At 66.7% G+C, this 18736-nt stretch carries 18 protein-coding genes; 6 read left to right on the top strand and 12 right to left on the bottom strand.

Annotation, left to right across the window (positions count from 1 at the left end):
• Window positions 1-2: 2 nt before the first annotated feature.
• The 4 genes from ACQ86A_RS04890 to ACQ86A_RS04875 all read right to left on the bottom strand — a co-directional run bounded on the left by ACQ86A_RS04890 (window position 3) and on the right by ACQ86A_RS04875 (window position 4075).
• The gene (locus tag ACQ86A_RS04890; protein WP_431279485.1) at window positions 3-1058 is read right to left on the bottom strand and encodes a sugar phosphate isomerase/epimerase family protein; all 1056 of its coding nucleotides are present in this window, start codon (window positions 1056-1058) and stop codon (window positions 3-5) included.
• Window positions 1055-2176 carry a Gfo/Idh/MocA family protein gene (locus ACQ86A_RS04885; RefSeq protein WP_431279484.1) on the bottom strand — a complete coding sequence of 374 codons (1122 nt, stop codon included), beginning with the start codon at window positions 2174-2176 and terminating at the stop codon, window positions 1055-1057. The genes ACQ86A_RS04890 and ACQ86A_RS04885 overlap by 4 nt, the downstream gene beginning before the upstream one ends.
• Window positions 2177-2261: 85 nt before the next feature.
• Window positions 2262-3356 carry a Gfo/Idh/MocA family protein gene (locus ACQ86A_RS04880; RefSeq protein ID WP_431279483.1) on the bottom strand — a complete coding sequence of 365 codons (1095 nt, stop codon included), beginning with the start codon at window positions 3354-3356 and terminating at the stop codon, window positions 2262-2264.
• The gene (locus ACQ86A_RS04875) at window positions 3353-4075 is read right to left on the bottom strand and encodes a sugar phosphate isomerase/epimerase family protein (RefSeq protein ID WP_431280369.1); all 723 of its coding nucleotides are present in this window, start codon (window positions 4073-4075) and stop codon (window positions 3353-3355) included. The genes ACQ86A_RS04880 and ACQ86A_RS04875 overlap by 4 nt, the downstream gene beginning before the upstream one ends.
• Before the next feature lie 162 nt (window positions 4076-4237).
• Here ACQ86A_RS04875 and ACQ86A_RS04870 point away from each other — a divergent pair, with 162 nt between their 5' ends.
• The 3 genes from ACQ86A_RS04870 (at window position 4238) to ACQ86A_RS04860 (ending at window position 7483) form a co-directional block, all read left to right on the top strand.
• Complete coding sequence (locus ACQ86A_RS04870) at window positions 4238-5443, top strand: ROK family protein (RefSeq protein ID WP_431279482.1); 1206 nt, start codon at window positions 4238-4240, stop codon at window positions 5441-5443.
• A 217-nt stretch (window positions 5444-5660) separates the two neighbouring features.
• Entirely contained in the window at window positions 5661-6737 is a 1077-nt protein-coding gene (locus ACQ86A_RS04865) for a Gfo/Idh/MocA family protein (RefSeq protein ID WP_431280368.1), read from the top strand.
• Window positions 6738-6739: 2 nt separating this feature from the next.
• Window positions 6740-7483, top strand: coding sequence for a ThuA domain-containing protein (locus ACQ86A_RS04860; RefSeq protein WP_431279481.1), 744 nt, complete (start codon window positions 6740-6742; stop codon window positions 7481-7483).
• A 23-nt stretch (window positions 7484-7506) separates the two neighbouring features.
• On the opposite strand, the gene ACQ86A_RS04855 is transcribed toward ACQ86A_RS04860, so the two are convergent.
• From ACQ86A_RS04855 to ACQ86A_RS04845, 3 genes are all read right to left on the bottom strand, one after another.
• Window positions 7507-8346, bottom strand: a complete 840-nt coding sequence (locus ACQ86A_RS04855) for a carbohydrate ABC transporter permease (RefSeq protein ID WP_431279480.1) — start codon at window positions 8344-8346, stop codon at window positions 7507-7509.
• Window positions 8339-9337, bottom strand: a complete 999-nt coding sequence (locus ACQ86A_RS04850; RefSeq protein WP_431279479.1) for a carbohydrate ABC transporter permease — start codon at window positions 9335-9337, stop codon at window positions 8339-8341. The genes ACQ86A_RS04855 and ACQ86A_RS04850 overlap by 8 nt, the downstream gene beginning before the upstream one ends.
• 84 nt (window positions 9338-9421) lie before the next feature.
• Complete coding sequence (locus ACQ86A_RS04845) at window positions 9422-10771, bottom strand: ABC transporter substrate-binding protein (RefSeq protein WP_431279478.1); 1350 nt, start codon at window positions 10769-10771, stop codon at window positions 9422-9424.
• 172 nt (window positions 10772-10943) lie between these two features.
• Between ACQ86A_RS04845 and ACQ86A_RS04840 the strand changes: the two genes are divergently transcribed.
• Window positions 10944-12002: a Gfo/Idh/MocA family protein gene (locus ACQ86A_RS04840; protein ID WP_431279477.1), complete on the top strand. Its 1059-nt coding sequence runs from the start codon at window positions 10944-10946 to the stop codon at window positions 12000-12002.
• 19 nt (window positions 12003-12021) lie between these two features.
• On the top strand, window positions 12022-12747 hold the full coding sequence (locus ACQ86A_RS04835; protein WP_431279476.1) for a YqaJ viral recombinase family protein: 726 nt from the start codon (window positions 12022-12024) through the stop codon (window positions 12745-12747).
• Between the two features lie 8 nt (window positions 12748-12755).
• On the opposite strand, the gene ACQ86A_RS04830 is transcribed toward ACQ86A_RS04835, so the two are convergent.
• On the bottom strand, window positions 12756-13487 hold the full coding sequence (locus ACQ86A_RS04830; RefSeq protein WP_431279475.1) for a DUF998 domain-containing protein: 732 nt from the start codon (window positions 13485-13487) through the stop codon (window positions 12756-12758).
• Between the two features lie 140 nt (window positions 13488-13627).
• Here ACQ86A_RS04830 and ACQ86A_RS04825 point away from each other — a divergent pair, with 140 nt between their 5' ends.
• Window positions 13628-14596 carry an NADP-dependent oxidoreductase gene (locus ACQ86A_RS04825; RefSeq protein ID WP_431280367.1) on the top strand — a complete coding sequence of 323 codons (969 nt, stop codon included), beginning with the start codon at window positions 13628-13630 and terminating at the stop codon, window positions 14594-14596.
• Here ACQ86A_RS04825 and ACQ86A_RS04820 read toward each other — a convergent pair.
• The 4 genes from ACQ86A_RS04820 to rplK form a co-directional block, all read right to left on the bottom strand.
• Entirely contained in the window at window positions 14593-15156 is a 564-nt protein-coding gene (locus tag ACQ86A_RS04820) for a GNAT family N-acetyltransferase (RefSeq protein ID WP_431279474.1), read from the bottom strand. The two genes, ACQ86A_RS04825 and ACQ86A_RS04820, sit on opposite strands and share 4 nt — an antisense overlap.
• Window positions 15157-15268: 112 nt before the next feature.
• Window positions 15269-17266, bottom strand: coding sequence for a S53 family peptidase (locus ACQ86A_RS04815; protein ID WP_431279473.1), 1998 nt, complete (start codon window positions 17264-17266; stop codon window positions 15269-15271).
• Window positions 17267-17503: 237 nt separating this feature from the next.
• Window positions 17504-18193 carry a 50S ribosomal protein L1 gene (rplA, locus tag ACQ86A_RS04810; RefSeq protein ID WP_431279472.1) on the bottom strand — a complete coding sequence of 230 codons (690 nt, stop codon included), beginning with the start codon at window positions 18191-18193 and terminating at the stop codon, window positions 17504-17506.
• A gap of 91 nt (window positions 18194-18284) precedes the next feature.
• Window positions 18285-18716 carry a 50S ribosomal protein L11 gene (gene rplK, locus ACQ86A_RS04805; protein WP_431279471.1) on the bottom strand — a complete coding sequence of 144 codons (432 nt, stop codon included), beginning with the start codon at window positions 18714-18716 and terminating at the stop codon, window positions 18285-18287.
• Window positions 18717-18736: the final 20 nt, after the last annotated feature.

Raw genomic sequence — 18736 nt, 5'->3', positions numbered from 1 at the left:
GATCAGTCCTGGTTGCTGAAGGCGGCGTCGAAGGATGCGGTCGGCAGGTCCCAGAGCAGGGAGCGGATGTAGCCGACTGCCTCTTTCGCGCCGTGGAGCCTGTCCATGCCCGCGTCCTCCCACTCGATGGAGATCGGACCGGTGTAGCCGATCGACTCCAGGGCCCGGAACGAGTCCTCCCAGGGCACGTCGCCGTGCCCGGTTGAGACGAAGTCCCAGCCGCGTCGCGGGTCACCCCAGGGCAGGTGGGAGCCGAGCACGCCGGCCCGGCCGTTCTTCGGGCGCAGACGGGTGTCCTTGCAGTCCACGTGGTAGATGCGGTCCTTGAAGTCGACGATGAAGCCGACCGGGTCGATGTCCTGCCACATCATGTGACTCGGGTCCCAGTTGAAACCGAAGGCCTCACGGTGATCGATCGCTTCGAGGGAGCGCACGCTCGACCAGTAGTCGTAGGCGATCTCCGATGGATGCACCTCGTGGGCAAACCGCACGCCTTCGCTGTCGAACACGTCGAGGATGGGGTTCCACCGGTCGGCGAAGTCCTGGTAGCCGGCGTCGATCACGTCGGCGGGAACCGGCGGGAACTGGGCGACGTACGGCCAGATCTTCGAGCCGGTGAAGCCGACCACTGTGTCCACTCCGAGTTTGCGCGCCACTTTGGCGGTGAGCTTGAGCTCCTCGGCGGCGCGCTGCCGCACGCCCTCCGGCTCGCCGTCGCCCCACACCTTCGAGCCGACGATCGCCTGGTGGCGGAAGTCGATCGGGTCGTCGCAGACCGCCTGACCCTTCAAGTGGTTCGAGATCGCCCACACCTTGAGGCCGTACTTGTTCAGGATGTCGAGGCGTCCCTGCAGGTATGCGTCGTCTTCGGCCGCTCGCCACACGTCGAGGTGCTCACCTGAACAGGCGATCTCCAGCCCGTCGTAGCCCCAGTCGCTGGCGTACTTCGCCACCTCCTCGAGGGTGAGGTCGGCCCACTGGCCGGTGAACAGGGTCACCGGATGCGTGCTGGCGAGCTCCTTGGCGGCGCCGCCGTTCGTCGAGTTCGTGTCGGTCATCGTTCTGATCCAATCTCAATCCAGGTGCCGGCTTCCGCCGAGTCGATCACCGCATCCGTCACCCGAACGGCGCGCAGGCCGTCGGTGAAGCGCGGAAGGCCGTCGGGGTCGGCTCCCCCGATCGCGGCGTACGTGTCAGCGACGAAGCCGTTGAACGCATCCTGATAGCCCTGCGCGTGCCCGGACGGGACGACGCAGAGTCGCGCCGCGTCGGCATCGAGCTGATCGGCGTCACGCGGCACGACCATGCTGCCCTTCCGCTTGCCCACCCACAGCGTCTCGGGCTGCTCCTGGTCGAAGCCGACGCTCTGCTCGCTGCCCGCGATCTCGAGGTAGAGGCGATTCTTGCGTCCCGGCGCCACCTGCGACACGAGGAGCGTTCCCAGCGCACCCGAAACGGTCTCGAGAACGACAGCGACCGCGTCTTCGGTGGTGATTCCCGAATGAGCCGCGCGCTCGCTGAAGACGGTCTTCTTCGTCGCGGCGACCCGGGACACCCGGTCGCCACTCACGAACTCGACCAGGTCGACCAGGTGCGACCCGATGTCGGCGAACGCACGCGAGCGACCGCCCAGAGCCGAGTCGACCCGCCAGTTGTCGTCGCCGACACCCAGCAGCCAGTCCTGGAGGTACGAGGCGTTGATGCTCAGCACCTCGCCCGCGTCTCCCGAACGGAACCGCGCCCGAGCCTCCCGCACCATCGGATGGAAGCGGTACACGAACGGCACCGTGGCCGTGAGGGAGCCGACCGCACCGACGAGCGATTCGGCGTCGGCGACCGTCGTGGTCAACGGCTTCTCGCAGATGACGTGCTTGCCCGCGGCGAGCACGGCCGCCGCCTGCTCCGCGTGCAGGGTGTTGGGCGTGCAGACGTGCACGACGTCGATCGAGTCGTCGGCCAGCAACTCGTCGAGCGACCCGTACGATCGCTCGAACCCGAGCGTCTCGGCGGCCTGAGCCGACTTCGCCGGCGACGACGAGACGACGCCCACCAGCTCTGCCCGCGCGGTGCGAGCTGCCCGGGAATGCACCTCAGCCATGAATCCACCGCCGACAACGGCGGCCCTTACCCGCCGTGCGCCCAGTCCCGAACCGCTCACCGTCTCACTCTCCGTCATTCAGTCGTCCTCCCGGGCAAGCCCGCATCAGCCATCGTCGTTCGTGTCATCGCCTTGCTTGCGAGCTTGCGGCTCGCCAATTCGTCTAGAGCGTCGCCGCCCGCGGGTCCCAGTCCTCGGGGAGCGCCGGGGCCACGGTGACCGTGCTCTCGACGTCGACGGGCAGACCGCTCAGGCCCGCCTCGATCGTCGAGACCATGACGTCGAGCACGTGATAAGCCTGCTCACCCGAAGCGCGTTCCGGCTGCCCGGCGCGGATTGCCCGCGCGAGTTCGACGACACCGGTTCCGCGGCTGCTGGTCGATCCGGTGGCCGGGATCGTCTCGACCCCGTCGGTGCCGTGCACGAGAAGCTCGCCGACGAAGGTGTTGGGGTCGGGAACGACGACGGTGCCCTCGACTCCCGCCACCTCGAACAGCGTGCGCCCGAGCTTCGAGTCGAAGCTGAAGATGCTCTGCGCGGTCTGACCGCCCTCGAACTGGTACAGCGCGCTCACGTGTGTAGGAACGGTGACCGCGAACTCCTCACCGGCGCGGGGACCCGAGCCGATGACCCGCGACTCGCGCGACTTGGAGGCGACGGCCGTGACCCGCGCGATCGGCCCGAAGAGCTGGACGAGCGCCGTCAGGTAGTACGGGCCGATGTCGAAAAGCGGACCCGCGCCCTCCTGGAACAGGAAGTCGGGGTTCGGATGCCACGACTCGGGACCCGGGCTCTGCATCAGTGTGAGCGCCGTGAGCGGTGCACCGATCGTGCCGCCCTCGACCAGGCGACGAGCCGACTGGATGCCGGCCCCGAGGAAGGTGTCGGGCGCCGTGGCGACCCGCAGTCCCTTCTCGTGCGCGGTGTCGAGCAACTGCTTGCCGCTTTCGCGATCGAGCGCGAACGGCTTCTCGCTCCACACGTGCTTGCCGGCGGCGAGAGCCCTCAGCGCGACCTCCACGTGCACCTTCGGCAGGGTGAGGTTGACGACGATCTCGATCCCGTCGTCAGCGAGAAGCTGATCGACCGACCCGGAACCGGCGATGCCGAACGCCTCGGCCTGGGCGCGTGCACGCTCTTCGTCGATGTCGGCGATGAATCGCACCTCGACATCCGGGAAGGTGGTGAGGTTCTTCAAGTACTCCGTGCTGATGACACCGGCGCCGATGACACCGACTCCGACACGACCGCCGCTCATGCGAGCCCCTTCGAGGTGAGGAAGGCGTAGCTGTCGGCCACGGCCTGGAAGCGGTCACCGCGCGAGTCGTCGAGCTCGATCACGCGCAGCGCGTTCGGTGCCGCGGCGATGATGGCCTCGACCGGCAGGGATCCCTGGCCGACGGCGACCTGGTCCTTCGTCTCGGTCGTAGCGGGGCCGTCTTTCACGTGCAGCGCGACGACGCGGTCGCCGAGCTTCTGGAGCAGCTCGACGGGGTCGTGTCCACCGACCGCCACCCAGTAGGTGTCGACCTCGAGCACGACCTTGTCGGAGAGCTTGCTCGCGAAGTACTCGAGGGCGGTGACGCCGTCGATGGTGCTCTCGAGCTCGTGGGCGTGGTTGTGATAGCCGACGCGCACGCCGTAGCGGGCGGCGACCTCGGCGGCCTCGTTGAGCTGCGCGGCGATCTCGTCGACGCTCTCGGCGGTCTGCCAGCGGGCGGGGTCGACGAACGGGTCGATGACGGTCTCGATGCCGAGGGCCTTGGCGGCCTCGAAGACGGGCTCGAGGTCGGCGCCGATGAAGCTCTGGTGGGTCGTCGGGGCGGACAGGCCGGCCTCAGCGAGGCCGCGACGGAGGTCGTCGCCGAAAGACAGGAATGCGAACGGCTCGACCTGGGTGAACCCCAGGTCGGCGATGCGCTTGAGCGTGCCTACCGCGTCTTCGGTCAGAAGTTCACGAACGGTATAAAGCTGCACGGAGAGTTTGGACGTCGACACTGTTCTCCTCGTCGAGTGATTCATTGAGCGCGCGAAAAGGCGCTCAACCATTCAAGCAGGCTTCTGCCGATTGTCAATCAAAAGATCGCTCTTCGAAATCAGACTTTGGATCGCCGGGGAACCGTGTGCTTCAATGACCTCATGACAGATAGCGCGCGCGATTCGACGCTGGTCGCGCCCGACGCTGCACAACTGCTCTCGATCCTGCGCGACGGCGTTCCCCGCACCCGCGCCCAGCTCGCCGAACTCACCGGTCTCGCCCGGTCGACCATCGCCGTGCGCATCGACGGCCTCACCGCGAGCGGCCTTGTCGCTCCCGCCGGCGATGACGTGTCCACCGGGGGCCGGCCCCCGGCGCGCATCGCGTTCAACCCCAGTTCACGCATCGTGATCGCCATCGATCTCGGCGCGACGCACGGGGTCGTGGCGATCGCCGACCTCGCCGGCACCATCCTGCACAGCGAATCGCGCCGCATCCTGATCTCAGACGGACCGGAGGCCGTGCTCGGTTGGGCACTGACGACCGCCTCAACCCTCTTTTCCGAGTCGAATCGACCTGTCGGAGACCTGATCGGCATCGGGATCGGCGTACCCGGGCCCGTCGAGCACTCGAGCGGCAAGCCCGTCAATCCGCCGATCATGCCCGGCTGGGACCGCTTCGACATCCCCGCATACGTGGCGAAGACCTTCGACGTTCCCGTCCTCGTCGACAACGACGTCAACCTGTTGGCCCTCGGCGAGCATGCGACGAGCTGGCCCGACCAGTCGGACCTCCTCTTCGTCAAGGTCGCCACCGGCATCGGCGCGGGCATCATCAACGGCGGTCGCCTGCAGCGCGGTGCGCAGGGCTCTGCGGGAGACCTCGGTCATGTGCGCGTTCCCTTCGGCGCCGAGACACCGAGCCACGGGGCTCAGGATGCGGACCTCGAGGCTCTCGCCAGCGGTCCCGCCATCGCGCGCATGCTGACAGCCGCTGGCATCCCGGCCACCACAAGCGAAGACGTCGTCACCCTCGCCCGAACCGGCAATCCGACCGTTCTGCAGGCCATCCGCCAGGCAGGGCGCGACCTCGGTGAAGTCGTGGCCACCTGCGTGAACCTGCTGAACCCCTCCGTCGTGGTCGTCGGCGGAAGCCTGTCGCGCGTCGGCGAGCAGCTGCTGGCCGGGGTGCGCGAGGTCGTCTATCAGCGCTCGACACCACTCGCCACGCAATACCTGACGATCACCCAGTCACGGGCAGGTGAGACCGGCGGCGTGCTCGGCGCGGCCATCATGGTCATCCAGCACGCCCTCGACCCGGATGCGGAGCGCCATACGCCCGCGCCGTCCAGATCCCTGGGCCGCTGAGCCCGCATCCGTCGAACGGACATCGTCGCGATCGCACCGATCGAATCGTTTCGATTCCCCTCCCGAGCAGCAGTGAAGCCGTTTCAGTAGTAGACCGAGAAGCACCATCGACAGAACCGGAAGGACCGACGTGACCAGCACCTCGGAGAACGCAACCACCACAAGCAAGCCTTTACGCGCGGGCGTCGTCGGCCTCGGGTGGGCCGGCCAGCAGCATATGGAGGCCTATGCCGCTCTGCCCGGCGTCGAGCTGGTGGCAATCGCCGGCATGGAGGACGAGCCCCGAGCGGCCCTCGGTGAGAAGTACGGAATCACCCGGCTTTACCGCGACTGGAAGGATCTCGTCGCCGACGGCGACCTCGACGTCGTGAGCGTCGCGGTGCCTACCTTCTTGCACGCTCCCATCGCGGTCGGCGCACTCGAGGCGGGCATCCACGTGCTCAGCGAGAAGCCGATCGCTCGAACGGCTCCCGAGGCGCAGGCGATGGTGGATGCCGCGCACGCGAGCGGCCGAGTGCTCGAGGTGGCCTTCAACCATCGCCGCCGCGGCGACATCCAGGCGCTGAAGGCCGCGATCGACGCCGGTCAGATCGGCCGCCCGTACCACGGCCGCGCCACCTGGTTGCGTCGTGAAGGCATCCCCGCCCTCGGCAGCTGGTTCACCAACCGCGAGATGGCCGGCGGCGGGCCCCTCATCGATATCGGCGTGCACGTGCTCGACTACGCCATGTTCCTGTTCGGGGAGCCTCGCGTACTCGCCGTCTCAGCCGTCACCCACTCCGAGCTCGGCTCCCGCGGCCGGGGCGGGGCAGCGGGCAACAAGCAGGATGTGGGCTCCGCGTACGAAGTCGAAGATCTCGCCAGCTTGCTGCTCCGACTCGAGAACGGCGGATCCTTGGTGCTCGAGACGAGCTGGGCAGCGTACCGACCCGCGGGCGACGAGTTCGGAATCACCCTCTACGGCACCGAGGGCGGCGCCGACCTGCGTGTTGTCGACTACGCACCGGCCGGTGAGCTGACCATTTTCAGCGGCGACGGCGAGCTCAGAGCGGATGTCAGCGTCAACGCCGACCCGGGCCGCGGTCACGCGGCCGTCGTCGAGACCTTCCTCGAGCACGTCGCCGACGAAGCGAACTGGTCGCACTACGACGGGTCGGTGGCCCTTGAGCGCGCCCGAATAATCGACGCCGCCTACGAGTCCGCAGCCCGCGGCGCCGAAGTGCGTCTCGACGCGGGTCCGGGCGAAACCGGCACCGAAACCACCAACTCCACGACCGCTTCGAAGGGAGCCTGATCATGTCCGCTCTGCGCGTCACCGTCTGGAACGAGGGTGTTCACGAGACCACTCAGCCCGCGATCGCCGCCGTCTACCCGCACGGCATCCACGGTGCGATCGCCGAGGGACTCGGCGAGCTGCTGGGACAGGATGCGCGCATCCGCACCGCGACCCTCGCCGACCCCGAGCACGGCCTCACCGAGGAGGTGCTCGCCGACACCGACGTGCTGCTCTGGTGGGGGCACATCGCCCACGACCAGGTCTCCGATGAGGTGGTCGAGCGCGTGCGCGAGCACGTTCTCGGCGGCATGGGTCTGATCGTGCTGCACTCGGGACACTTCTCGAAGATCTTCATCCGGATGCTCGGCACGACCTGCTCGCTCGCGTGGCGCAACCCGGAGGGCGGCGAACGAGAGCTGGTCTGGTCGGTGAACCCGACTCATCCCATCGCCGAGGGCGTCGAGCAGCCGATCGTGATCGAAGCGCAGGAGATGTACGGGGAGTTCTTCGACATCCCCACCCCGGACGACCTCGTCTTCATCAGCTCATTCACCGGCGGCGAGGTCTTCCGTTCGGGCGTGACATTCACGCGCGGCCGCGGCAAGATCTTCTACTTCAGCCCGGGCGACCAGGAGTATCCGGTGTACTTCCACCCGCAGGTGCGGCGCGTGCTCGCCAACGGCGTCCGCTGGGCGGCGCCGCTGTCCGACACGCGCCGGGCGCCCGAGGTGTCGAATCCGGAAGCGGGCGCGTTCCCTCGCTGAGGAGCGTGCCGCCGCCGGCGTCGTTACTTCACGGCGCCGGCGGTGAGGCCGGCGACGAAGTTACGTTGGAGCAGCAGGAAAGCGACGACGACAGGGATGCTCACCACGAGCGACGCTGCCATGATCTGATTCCAGAACACATTGGTCTGCGTCGAATAGAGCTGCAGCCCGACCGCTAGCGTACGGTTCTCGTCGTTGGTCATGACGGATGCGAAGAGCACTTCGCCCCACGCGGTCATGAAGCTGTAGATCGCCACCGCCACGACGCCGGGCCTAGCCGCAGGAAGCACGACGCTGAAGAGCGCTCGCAGCGGCCCCGCTCCATCGACCGTCGCCGCCTCGTCGAGATCGCGCGGGATGCCATCGAAGTAGCCGGCGAGCATCCAGATCGCGAAGGGCAACGAGAACGTGAGGTAGGTGATGATGAGGCCCCAGCGCGTGCCCACGAGCTGGATGCCGAGTGTCTGGTTGAGGTTGACGAAGATCAGGAACAACGGCAGCAGGAAGAGCACGCCGGGGAACATCTGCGTCGAGAGCACGCTCGTCGTGAACAGTGTGCGCCCCTTGAACCTGTAGCGCGACACCGCGTATGCCGCGAAGATCGCAACGACCACGCTCAGAGCAGTAGCCGCGCTCGAGACGATCAAACTGTTCAGGAAGTACGACGCCAGCGGCACCGTCGACCAGATGTCGATGAAGGGTTGCAGCGTGACGGTGGTGGGGATCCACGTGAACGCGCCCTGCACATCCTGAAGCGGTTTCATGGCCGAGGTGACCATGACGTAGAGCGGTACGAGAACGAAGACCGCGAGCAGGGTAAGCACCACGATGCGAAAGACGCGGTTGCCGATCGTGTCATGCATCCGAGGACCTCCGGTTGGTGAGGAGCAGGTAAGCGCCGCTCACGAGAAGCAGGAAGAGCAGCAGGAGCACGCTCATCGCGGCCCCCGACCCGAAGTTCCAGGTGAGGAACGAGGCGTTGTAGATGTGGAACGAGATGAGATCGCCGGCCGGAGGCTGCGCGGACCCGAACAGCACGAAGGGCGTGTTGAAGTCGTTGAACGTCCAGAGGAACATCACCAGCACGAGCACGAGGTTCACCGGGCGGAGCATCGGCAGCGTCACCGCACGCCACTGCCGCAGAGCACCGGCGCCGTCCATCGCCGACGCCTCGTACACCTCGGCCGGCACGCTCTGAACGCCGGCCATCAGCATGAGGAACGCGAACGGCCAGAGCTTCCAGACGGCCACGATCACGACAGACCAGAACGCATTGTCTCCGATCAGCCAGAACGGCTTCTCGTCCAACAAGTGGAGGTTGTCGACGAGAAAGTGGTTCACAGCTCCCGTGTCGCGCTGCAGCATGAACTTCCACGCGATGATGGCGGCGTACATCGGCAGCGCATAGGGCAGCAGGAACAGGGTGCGGAGGATCGCCCGACCCGGGAACGAACGCTGCAGGGCGACGGCTGCGCACATCCCGAACGCCCATGACGCCCCGACGACGAGTGCTGTGAAGGCACAGGTGATCACGAAGGAGCGCACGAGCCCCGCGCCAACAGCGCCATTGACGTCGATTGCGACCCGGTAGTTCTCGAACCCGACGAAGGGGGCGGCACCCCAGTTGGCCACGAAGAACTTGGTGAGCTTGAGAAAGCTGATCCAGATGCCCGTGATCATCGGGAAGACGTGGATTCCCAGCTCGAAGACCAGAGCCGGAGCCAGGAGCAGCAGCGGCAGCCAGCGACTGCTGAATACGCCGCCGCGTCCACGAGATCGACGAGACGAACGGGGCGGGGATGCGGTAGCGATGCCGTTCACGTCGCGCGCGGATGGTTCGGACACTGTCGTCATGGCATTTCTTTCGGTTCGACGCTGAACGGAGGTGGGACGCGCGGGCTGAGGTGACGGGGGAACCCGCCCGCGCGCCCCGGTCTGTTAGCCGACGGATGCGGCGACGTCGTCCTGCGCGGTTTGCAGGGCCTTCTTGACGTCGGCGCGACTGACGGGGGTTCCTGTGGCGATCGAGGCGAACAGCTGGTTCATGGCCTTGCCGACCGTGCTCTCGTACTGGTCCTCGGCTGCGACAGTCGGCAGCGGCGCCGACATCGTGCTGTAGATCTTCTGGAACAGGGCGATCTGCTCCGGGTCGCCCTTGACGCTGGGTGCCACGCCCTTCAGTACAGGAAGGGTGGAGAACTGTCGGCCGAGTGCCGCCTGGGCGGACTCGCTTGTGAGGTAGTCGACGAGCTTGAGCGCCTCGTCCTTGTGCTTCGTGTTCTTGAAGACCGAGAGATTGATGCCCGCGACCATGCTGGCGATCGCTTTCCCTCCCTGGGGAGAGGGGAAGGGAACCACCCCGTATGCGTCGGAGTGCATTCCGCCGGCCTCCAGAGACGTACCCGCGCTGTTCTGCGTCACCGTCATCGCCGCCTTGCCTGCCGCGAAGCGAGCAAGAGCGTCGTTGCTACTTGCGAACTGAGCGTCGGCCGTCGGCATCACCTTGTCCTTCTGCATGAGATCGAGGTAGCGCATCACACCGTCGACGACCCCGTCGCTGGTGAAGGTCGGCTTCCCCTTTTTGTCGAAAAGAGCCGCGCCGTTCTGAGCGGAGTTGATAAAGGCGAAGTGCGCGTTCTCGGTGTAGCTTCCACCTGCGAGTGAAATGCCTGCGATGTCTGCCGTGGTGAGCTTCTTCGCCGTTGCCACGAGTTCTTCCCAGGTCGTCGGCGGCTTCTCGCCCGCTGCCGCGAACAAGGCCTTGTTGTAATAGAGGCCGTATGCCAGGCCGTAGAGCGGAACCGACGTGGGATCCTGCCCCGCGGCGCCACCGGTCTCGAGCGCCGTGGGAACAAACTTCTTGGCGCCGCCAACGGCCTTCAACTCAGTCTCTCCGAAGGGCAGGAAGGCGCCGGTCGCCTGCAACGAGGCGGCCCACGTGTTGCCGATGTTGGTGACGTCGGGCGCCTGACCACTCGTCACCGCGGTCTGGAGCCGGGTCTGCAGGTCGTTCCAGCCGATGACCTCGAGCTTGACCTTGATGCCCGTCTTGTCGGTGAAGTCCTTCAGCACCGGCGTGAGCACGGCCTTGTCGTTGTCGAGGCTGGTGCCCTGGTTGCTCGCCCAGTAGGTGAGTGTGGTGCCGTCGGCGCTGTCGGATGCGCCCGTGGCGCATCCGCTCGTGCCGATCAGTACCGCGGTGGCGGCAGCGAGCGCCGTCCCGATGGTGAACGACCGGATGCGGCGCTGCCGAGCGCTGCGCGGCCTGGAACTGCGTTTGTTGCTCATGGAACCGGTGGGTCCTCTCGTCGTCGACGACATCGGCGGTGGGGAACCTAGTGCTTTTATGCCCTAGGTATTTTCTACTGGATGCCATCAACCTAGAGATACTTCGATCGGAGGTCAAGCAAAAGTCGCCTGATCGACGGCAGAATACGTGTATATAAGGCAGACTGATCTCATGACTAGCGCCTTCCAGACCCTGCCCGAACCCCGTTTCCCCGATCCCACGGACGCTCCCGCACTCCGCTGGGGCGTGCTGGCTCCTGGTGGCATCGCCGCAGATTTCACGGATGCGCTGCACAAGCACTCCGGTCAGCGCGTCGTCGCCGCCGGTTCGCGCTCCGCCGAGCGCGCCGCCGCCTTCGCGGCCGCGCACGGGGTCGCTCGTTCCTACGGGTCGTACGAGGAGCTCGTCGCCGATCCGGAGGTCGACGTCGTGTACGTCGCCTCGCCCCATCCTCAGCACCCCGAGCTCGCCCTCCTCGCGATCTCCGCTGGCAAGCACGTGCTCATCGAGAAGCCCATCGCCGTACGGCCGGACGACGCCAGGGCGATCGCCGCGGCCGCTCGCGAAGCCGGCGTGTTCGCAATGGAGGCCATGTGGACCCGCTACCTTCCGCAGACCGACATCGTGCGCCAGCTGCTCGCCGACGGCGCGTTCGGCGATGTTCGCGTCGTGACAGCGGACTTCGGATTCGCCGCCACATTCGACCCGACCAGCCGCCTCTTCGACCCGGCGCTCGGTGGCGGGGCTCTGCTCGACCTCGGCGTCTATGCCGTCTCCTGGGCGTCATTCGCGTTGGGCGCACCCGCGGGTGTCATCGCCGCGGGAACGCTCACGTCGACCGGCGTCGACGAGCAGGTCGCGCTCATCCTGAGCTCTGCCAATGGAGCCCAAGCCCTGCTCAGTACCGGGATCAGGGCGGGCACCCCGTCGCTCGCGACCATCAGCGGATCGGCAGGCAGGGTCGAGACGCACAGCCCCTTCTGGGCCCCGAGCGGACTCCGCTTCCACGAGGCGGACGGATCCGTCGGCGCCGAGTGGATCGATCCGTATGACCGGCCCGGACGCCAGGGAATGGTGTACGAGGCCGCGGCCCTCGCCCGTTACGTGGCCGACGGACTCACCGACTCGCCTCTGCACCCGCTCGACGAGGCGATCAGCACCCTCGAGACCATCGACGAGGCCCGACGGCAGATCGGCGCGCTGGGCGTGGGCGGCGGCGCGGCACGATGACTCGGGGCAGAATAGGAGGATGTTCGACGTCGCTCTGACCCGCCCGCTGGCTCTCTCCGAGCCGGCAGCGCCAGAGCTGGACCTCGGCCTCCCAGAGCGCATCCCGCCCCGCCGATCGCCGCTGCAAGCGCAGCCGCAGCAGCAGCCGCAGCAGCGCCCCACCGGCCACCTCGGCCGCGTCGTCGCTCGATCGAGCGACCGTGTGGCCTGGTTGCGCGCCCGCAGCCGCGGGATCACCGCAACGGACGTCGCAAAGCTGTCCACGCCGCGCTCCGTGCAGAGCGCCGCATACGACAAGCTGCACGGCACAGGATTCGGCGGCAACGTCTACACGCAGCACGGTCGCGACCGCGAACCCCAGATCGCATCCTGGGTCGCTGCGACCCACGGCATCCACCCGAGCGACGCGCTGTTCCACGCGGAACGGGACCTTCGGCACCTGGCGACGCCCGACGGTCTCGCGCTGCGTTCGACCGGAACGCTGGAACTCGCCGAGATCAAGACGACGAACAAGGAGTTCCGCAGCATCCCGCGCAACTATCTGCGTCAGATCTGGTGGCAGCAGTATGTGCTCGGCGCCGAGCGCACGCTGTTCGTCTGGGAGCAGCACGTGAACTTCGTCCCCGTCCACGAGGAGCCCCAGTGCCAGTGGGTCGACCGGGATGACGCCGAGATCGCGAAACTGGTCGCCCTTGCCGCCAATCTCATCGCCGTGCTCCAGCGCAGCACGCAACGCGCGGGCTGACGCCTGGCTTACTGCCCGTCGCCCGCCGCAAGCACGGGAACGCGCACGAGTGACATCCCGTAGACCGCCAACCAGGCGATCGCCACCGTCGTTCCGGTGAGTTCCAGCCACGCCCCCACATCCGTGGCGACGTGGACGAGAGCAAGCAGACCGCCCACGATCGTGATCGATGCGACCGCCACGCAGCAGAGCAGCGAGAAGCGCGCGATCCGAGGCAGGGCGGTCGCGAAAGCGACCTGGAGCATGGCGTAGCAGGCGGCCCCGAACCCGAGCACAGCGGTCGACGTGTGCACGAGGTCTCCCACCGTCGAACGCGGGTCGACGAGGGGAACCGGGCAGTACGCGGAGCAGGTGATCTGCGACGCGACAACGAAGCACAGTCCAGCGAATCCCAGCGTGACAGCGGGAGCCCAGCGACCGAGCACCGGCGCAGCCGATCGGATGTGCCCGCTAGCCAATGCGATCGAGAATCCGCCCGCGGCGATGCTGAGCAACGCCACCGCAAAGGGCGCCGCCGTGGGAGCCCCGTGTGCGCCGAGCTCGCTGACGTACACCGGATACGGCACGGTGAGTCTGGCCGCCCAGATCACGGTGAGTCCGCCGAGAACGGCGAAGGTGCCGATCGCGAGCAGAACCGGAACGGCTCGCTGCCATCCGCGCGCGAGCAGCGGCACAGCGAACGGCTGCCGCACGATCTGCGACAGCCGCACTCGGCCGTCGGATCGGAGCAGTCGGGTCACGTGCAGCATCATAACGAGTGAAGTCAGGGAAACTGCCTGGGGGTATCCGAAACAGATTGTTCACAAGCGGTGACTCCGTCGTAACACCGGCGAATCATTGACGGGATTGACTGAGGATCGAAACGACGATGGGACGACGAATGGTGACGACGATGCGAGCAGCCCTCCTCCGCCAGCCCGGACCTCCCGAGGAATTCGAGATCGCCGAGACCGCCGCCCCCGACCGGGTGAACGCCGAGTTCCTGGTGAAGGTGGTCGCTTCGAGCGTCAATCCGATCGACGCCAAGACCCGCGCCGGTCGCGGGGTGTTCGGCGCCATCCACAGCCTTCCAGCGGTGCTCGGGCACGACTTCAGTGGTGTCGTCGTGCAGTCGCCGTTCAGCGCGCATCCCATCAAGCCCGGCGATGAAGTGTTCGGGATGGTCATGGTCCCGCGCTACAGCGGAACCTACGCCGAGTACGTGTCGGTGCCGAGCCTGAGCGTCGTGCGCAAACCCACGACGCTTTCCCACATCGAGGCTGCAGCCGCTCCCGTTGCGGCTCTCACGGCCTGGGGCATGGTCGTCGAGGTGGCGAAAGCGCATGAGGGGCAACGGATGCTCATCCACGCCGGCAGCGGCGGTGTGGGTCATTTCGCCGTGCAGTTCGCCTCCTACTTCGGCGCCCACGTGATCGCCACCGCCTCGACGGCGAACGTCGCCTGGCTGCGCTCACTGGGGGCCACCGAAGTCATCGACTACACGACCACCCGCTTCGAGGACGTCGTCAGCGATGTCGACGTCGTGATCGACCTGATCGGCAACGTGCACGACGACACCGGCACACGCTCGCTCTCCGTACTGCGCCCCGGCGGTCTCATCATCAACGTGCCGACGGGCAGCTGGCCGACCTTTCAGGAAGATGTGACAGCCGCAGGGATGCGCGGCACGGACTTCAAGGTCGCCCCCGACGGCAACGCGTTGGCGGTGATAGCCCGCCTGCTCGAGTCGAGCAATGTACGCGTGCACGTCCAGCAGATCTTCTCCCTCGATGAGATCGCCGAGGCGCATCGCGCCATCGAAGGCGGGCACACCCGCGGGAAGATCGTGATCAAGGTCGCCGAAGGCTAGTTTTCGGCAGGCGCGAGCGACCGCTCCATCACCCAATCGTCCTCGAGCCGCTCCCCTACGAGGAACTGCTTCGACCCGACCCGCTCGAACCCGTGCTTCGCGTAGAACCGCTGGGCGCGACTGTTCTCCTCGTTCACGCCCAGCCAGATCCCCTCGGCTCCGCGCTGGACGGCCGCGTCGAGACTCGCCTGCATCAGCCCGGCGGCCACGCCCGCTCCGTGATGGCCGGCGAGCACGTAGCACTTACTGAGCTCGCTCGTGGGCCGGATGCGGATCGCCGACTTCACGTCCGCATCCGTCGGCTCCCCGAAATTCACCATCGTGTAGCCGAGCGCGACGGCCCCGCCGTCCTCGGGGTCGACATCCTCGGCGATGAGAAGTGCGCGCTGGTCGTCGGCGAGGTATTCGGTGAACTTGGCCTCGGAGAGCATCGTGGCGATGAAGTGCGCCTTCGCCTCCTCCGTGGTGTGCGGTGGGCAGGCGAGTGCGAAGGTCTCGGCTGCGACGGCGGCGAGCGCCCGCGCATCCTGAGCCCCCGCGGTGCGGATCGTGACGGTCATCCGTTCACTGTATCGCCGTGCTGCGACACCACGGAGAGACGCTGGCAGAGACGCGAGGCAGAGGAAGGCCGGCCGCCCCTGGTGGGGACGGCCGGCCCGATGATCCGACGCGCTAGTGGCGCCCGGAGGCCACCAACGACAGCAGCGAGAACGAGACGCCGCCGAGGCCGGTGACGTTGTCGTATCCCTTCGCCGTCTTCAGCGAGGTGTCCTGGTCGAAGGACACGAGATAGGTGTTTCCGCTGATCGCGCTCGTGTAAGCGACCGCCTGGGTCGGGTTCAGCGGCAGGACATCACGGAAACTCTTCGGCAGCACGCGGTCGACGGCATACAGCGTCGGGTTCGCGAACCCGATCGACGTGTGCGTCGACTGCTGCACGATCGCGATCTGGGCTGCCACGATCGGCGAGGCCAGCGACGTTCCACCGTAGGTCTCGTTGATGAAGTCGCCCGTCGCCAGGGTGTCGTCGTCGATGATCGGACGGATGCCGATCTGGAACCCGGTGTACGGGTCGGCCAGGGCCGCAACATCCGGAGACACGCGGTGACCGTTGGCGAGAGCCGCCGGAACCACGTTCTTCTGGTAGTCAGGCTGCGCGAACACGGCGCTCGTTCCACCACCGGCACCACCCACGAAACGCGTTCCGGGGAGCGGCTGCACGTAGGACAGGTTGCCCGACGCATCCTTCACGATCTGGTCGAAGGTGTCGCCCCAACCGGTCTCGTAAGCGAGCTTGCCGTTCTTGTCGATGCCCATGCTCGTGCCACCCACCGAGGTGACCCACGGCGAGGATGCCGGGAAGTCGGGCGACGGGTAGCCGAGAGCTGCGACCTCGTCACCGTTGTCACCGCTCGAGAAGTAGAGGCCGATGCCCTCGCCGGCCGCCTGGATCTGCAGGTTGGCCTCGCCCTGGAGCACGTCGGCCGGAACCGCTTCGCCGACGTTGCCGTAGCTGTTGCTCACGATCGTCGCGAGCTTGTTATCCAGGATCTTCGACATGGCGACATCGAGGCCGCCGCCGCAGTTCGTTCCGCCGACGTACAGGATGCGCGCCCCCGGTGCGATGCCGTGGGCCGACTCGACGTCGAGCGTCTGCTCACCCTGCCATCCGCTCGGGTACTGGCACAGCGCCTGGTCGGTGAAGTCGCTCGGCTTCGGCACGAGCTGCTGGTAGGTGGAGTTGGTCAGACCGGGCTCGCCGTTCGCAGCCGAGTACGTGTTCACGTCGCTCAGGATGCTGGGGCTGGCGTACGCGTCAATGATTGCGATCGTCTGTCCCGACCCGTTGATGCCCTGCTTGCTCAGCGTGTCGAGGCCGTAAGCCGACCGGAGCTGCTTGGGGGTGTAGCCGCAGTTGAAGGTGCTGTACTGCGTCTGCCCGTTGTAGGCCGGCGGAACGGTGACGGTGTGCTCGCCCGAGTAGTGCGAACAAGGCGTCACGATGACGGGAGCGGCAGCGGCCTTGCGGCTCAGCTGCGGTTCGCCGGATGCGCCCAGGTCGCCCTGCTTGATCGAGTCTGGCTTGGTGAGCATCCTGGACTGCTCGATGCTGATGCCGGATACCTTCGTGCCGACAGCCGTCGGGAGCGACGGAGCCGTGGTCGGAGCGACGAGCTGCTTGCCCGCGTAGTTGAACGCGTGAAGCGAGGTGCCGAATATCGAGCCGAGCTGCTCGGCAGTTCCGCGGAACACCACGTACTGGCGGCTGGCCGGAACGGCAGTGATGGTCAGGCCGGCGGTCTTGAGAAAGCTCACGATCGAGTCGGAGTCTGCCTGGGTCGGGGAGAACCGCTTGATCCACTGATTCGGGGTGAGGGCCTTGCGGAACGCGAGATTGACGGGTGAGGACACCGCCTTGGCGAGGGCTTCAGCGCCCTGCTGGTCGCGCAGTGGAAGGTAGATCTCCCCTTCGAACGTCTCATCGGTCGGGGCGGCTCCGGCGTCGTTGGCAGAAGTCGCCCAGGTGGGGACCGAGTCGGCGAACGTGACCCGGTCGGCGGCGTTCGCCGCCCCTACGCCGGTCAGTGACAGCGCCACGACGGCGGTCACGGTGGCGACGATTCCGACGGCCCTCTTGTGGAGAGGCCGTCGGCTGATGCGAGTTGTCATGAATGTCATCCTTTACTCGACTGTGAGCTGGCACGCGGCGCGTACCAAGCGCGACATTAGACCTGTGTGTTCTACCACCACAAGAGGGGGTAGACGGGTCTGTCATAGTCTTTGTCGGGAATGAACTATTCTCACTTCGACTCGCTGGTTCGGGATGCCCGGAGCCGTCAACGACGAAGGCCCGCTCCTTCACGGAGCGGGCCTTCGAACGAGACTGTGTCTTCGTACGCAGATCGACTAGATCGCGTTGACGTCCAGCGGGATGCCGGGGCCGAACGTGGTCGACACGGCGCCCTTCTGGATGTAACGACCCTTCGAAGCGGACGGCTTCAGTCGCATGACCTCTTCGAGGGCGGCGCTGATGTTGTCCTGCAACTGCTCGGCCGTGAAGCCGGCCTTGCCGACGACGAAGTGCACATTGGCGTGCTTGTCGACGCGGAACTCGATCTTTCCGCCCTTGATGTCGGAGACGGCCTTGGCCACATCCGGCGTAACGGTGCCGGTCTTCGGGTTGGGCATGAGGCCACGCGGGCCGAGCACCTTACCGAGACGACCGACCTGGCCCATGAGCTCCGGGGTGGAGACGGCCGAGTCGAACGCGGTGTAGCCGCCGGCGACCTTCTCGATGAGCTCGGCGCCGCCGACCTCGTCGGCGCCGGCTGCGATCGCAGCCTCAGCGGCCGGACCGGTCGCGAACACGATGACGCGGGCGGTCTTACCGGTGCCGTGGGGAAGGATCACGGTACCGCGGACCATCTGGTCCGCCTTGCGGGGGTCGACGCCCAGCTTCAGCGCGACCTCGACGGTCGAGTTGAACTTGGCCGAACCGGTCTCGCGTGCGAGCGAGACGGCCTCAGCGGGGGTGTAGTACTTTCCGGCCTCGATCTTCTCGGCCGCGGCCCGGTAGGCCTTTGACTTCTGTGCCATTTGTTTCTCCTGTCGAGAATGTGGTGCGAGCCTGGCGAAGCTCTGCCACGAATGTGTCTGTGCTGGCGTCCGGGATGGACGGGCGGGCTGCTTAGGCCTCGACCGTGATTCCCATGGAACGCGCGGTGCCGGCGATGATCTTCGACGCGGCGTCGATGTCGTTCGCGTTGAGGTCGACCATCTTCTGCTCGGCGATCTCGCGAACCTGTGCCGTGGTCAGCTTGCCGACCTTGGTGGTGTGCGGGACGCCTGAGCCCTTGGCGACGCCAGCGGCCTTCTTGATCAGCTCTGCGGCCGGCGGGGTCTTGAGGATGAACGTGAACGAACGGTCCTCGTAGACGGTGATCTCCACCGGGATGACGTTGCCGCGCTGCGCTTCGGTAGCCGCGTTGTACGCCTTGCAGAACTCCATGATGTTGACGCCGTGCTGACCGAGCGCCGGGCCGATGGGCGGGGCGGGGTTGGCGGCGCCGGCCTTGATCTGAAGCTTGATCAGACCAGTGACCTTTTTCTTCGGTGCCATGTTCATTCCTTCTTTGTGTA

Source organism: Leifsonia poae, from assembly GCF_050632195.1.
In the GTDB taxonomy this organism is placed as follows: domain Bacteria; phylum Actinomycetota; class Actinomycetes; order Actinomycetales; family Microbacteriaceae; genus Leifsonia; species Leifsonia poae_C.
This window is presented reverse-complemented; position numbering and strand designations above follow the sequence as displayed.

Bases quoted from the DNA above. Each gene is read 5' to 3' on its own strand.
- rplK (WP_431279471.1), bottom strand. From the start codon at position 18,716: ATGGCACCGAAGAAAAAGGTCACTGGTCTGATCAAGCTTCAGATCAAG.
- ACQ86A_RS04880 (WP_431279483.1), bottom strand. From the start codon at position 3,356: ATGAGCGGCGGTCGTGTCGGAGTCGGTGTCATCGGCGCCGGTGTCATC.
- ACQ86A_RS04835 (WP_431279476.1), top strand. From the start codon at position 12,022: ATGTTCGACGTCGCTCTGACCCGCCCGCTGGCTCTCTCCGAGCCGGCA.
- ACQ86A_RS04860 (WP_431279481.1), top strand. From the start codon at position 6,740: ATGTCCGCTCTGCGCGTCACCGTCTGGAACGAGGGTGTTCACGAGACC.
- ACQ86A_RS04855 (WP_431279480.1), bottom strand. From the start codon at position 8,346: ATGCATGACACGATCGGCAACCGCGTCTTTCGCATCGTGGTGCTTACC.
- rplA (WP_431279472.1), bottom strand. From the start codon at position 18,193: ATGGCACAGAAGTCAAAGGCCTACCGGGCCGCGGCCGAGAAGATCGAG.
- ACQ86A_RS04850 (WP_431279479.1), bottom strand. From the start codon at position 9,337: ATGACGACAGTGTCCGAACCATCCGCGCGCGACGTGAACGGCATCGCT.
- ACQ86A_RS04820 (WP_431279474.1), bottom strand. From the start codon at position 15,156: ATGACCGTCACGATCCGCACCGCGGGGGCTCAGGATGCGCGGGCGCTC.
- ACQ86A_RS04870 (WP_431279482.1), top strand. From the start codon at position 4,238: ATGACAGATAGCGCGCGCGATTCGACGCTGGTCGCGCCCGACGCTGCA.
- ACQ86A_RS04845 (WP_431279478.1), bottom strand. From the start codon at position 10,771: ATGAGCAACAAACGCAGTTCCAGGCCGCGCAGCGCTCGGCAGCGCCGC.
- ACQ86A_RS04890 (WP_431279485.1), bottom strand. From the start codon at position 1,058: ATGACCGACACGAACTCGACGAACGGCGGCGCCGCCAAGGAGCTCGCC.
- ACQ86A_RS04885 (WP_431279484.1), bottom strand. From the start codon at position 2,176: ATGACGGAGAGTGAGACGGTGAGCGGTTCGGGACTGGGCGCACGGCGG.
- ACQ86A_RS04840 (WP_431279477.1), top strand. From the start codon at position 10,944: ATGACTAGCGCCTTCCAGACCCTGCCCGAACCCCGTTTCCCCGATCCC.
- ACQ86A_RS04825 (WP_431280367.1), top strand. From the start codon at position 13,628: ATGGTGACGACGATGCGAGCAGCCCTCCTCCGCCAGCCCGGACCTCCC.
- ACQ86A_RS04865 (WP_431280368.1), top strand. From the start codon at position 5,661: ATGGAGGCCTATGCCGCTCTGCCCGGCGTCGAGCTGGTGGCAATCGCC.
- ACQ86A_RS04815 (WP_431279473.1), bottom strand. From the start codon at position 17,266: ATGACAACTCGCATCAGCCGACGGCCTCTCCACAAGAGGGCCGTCGGA.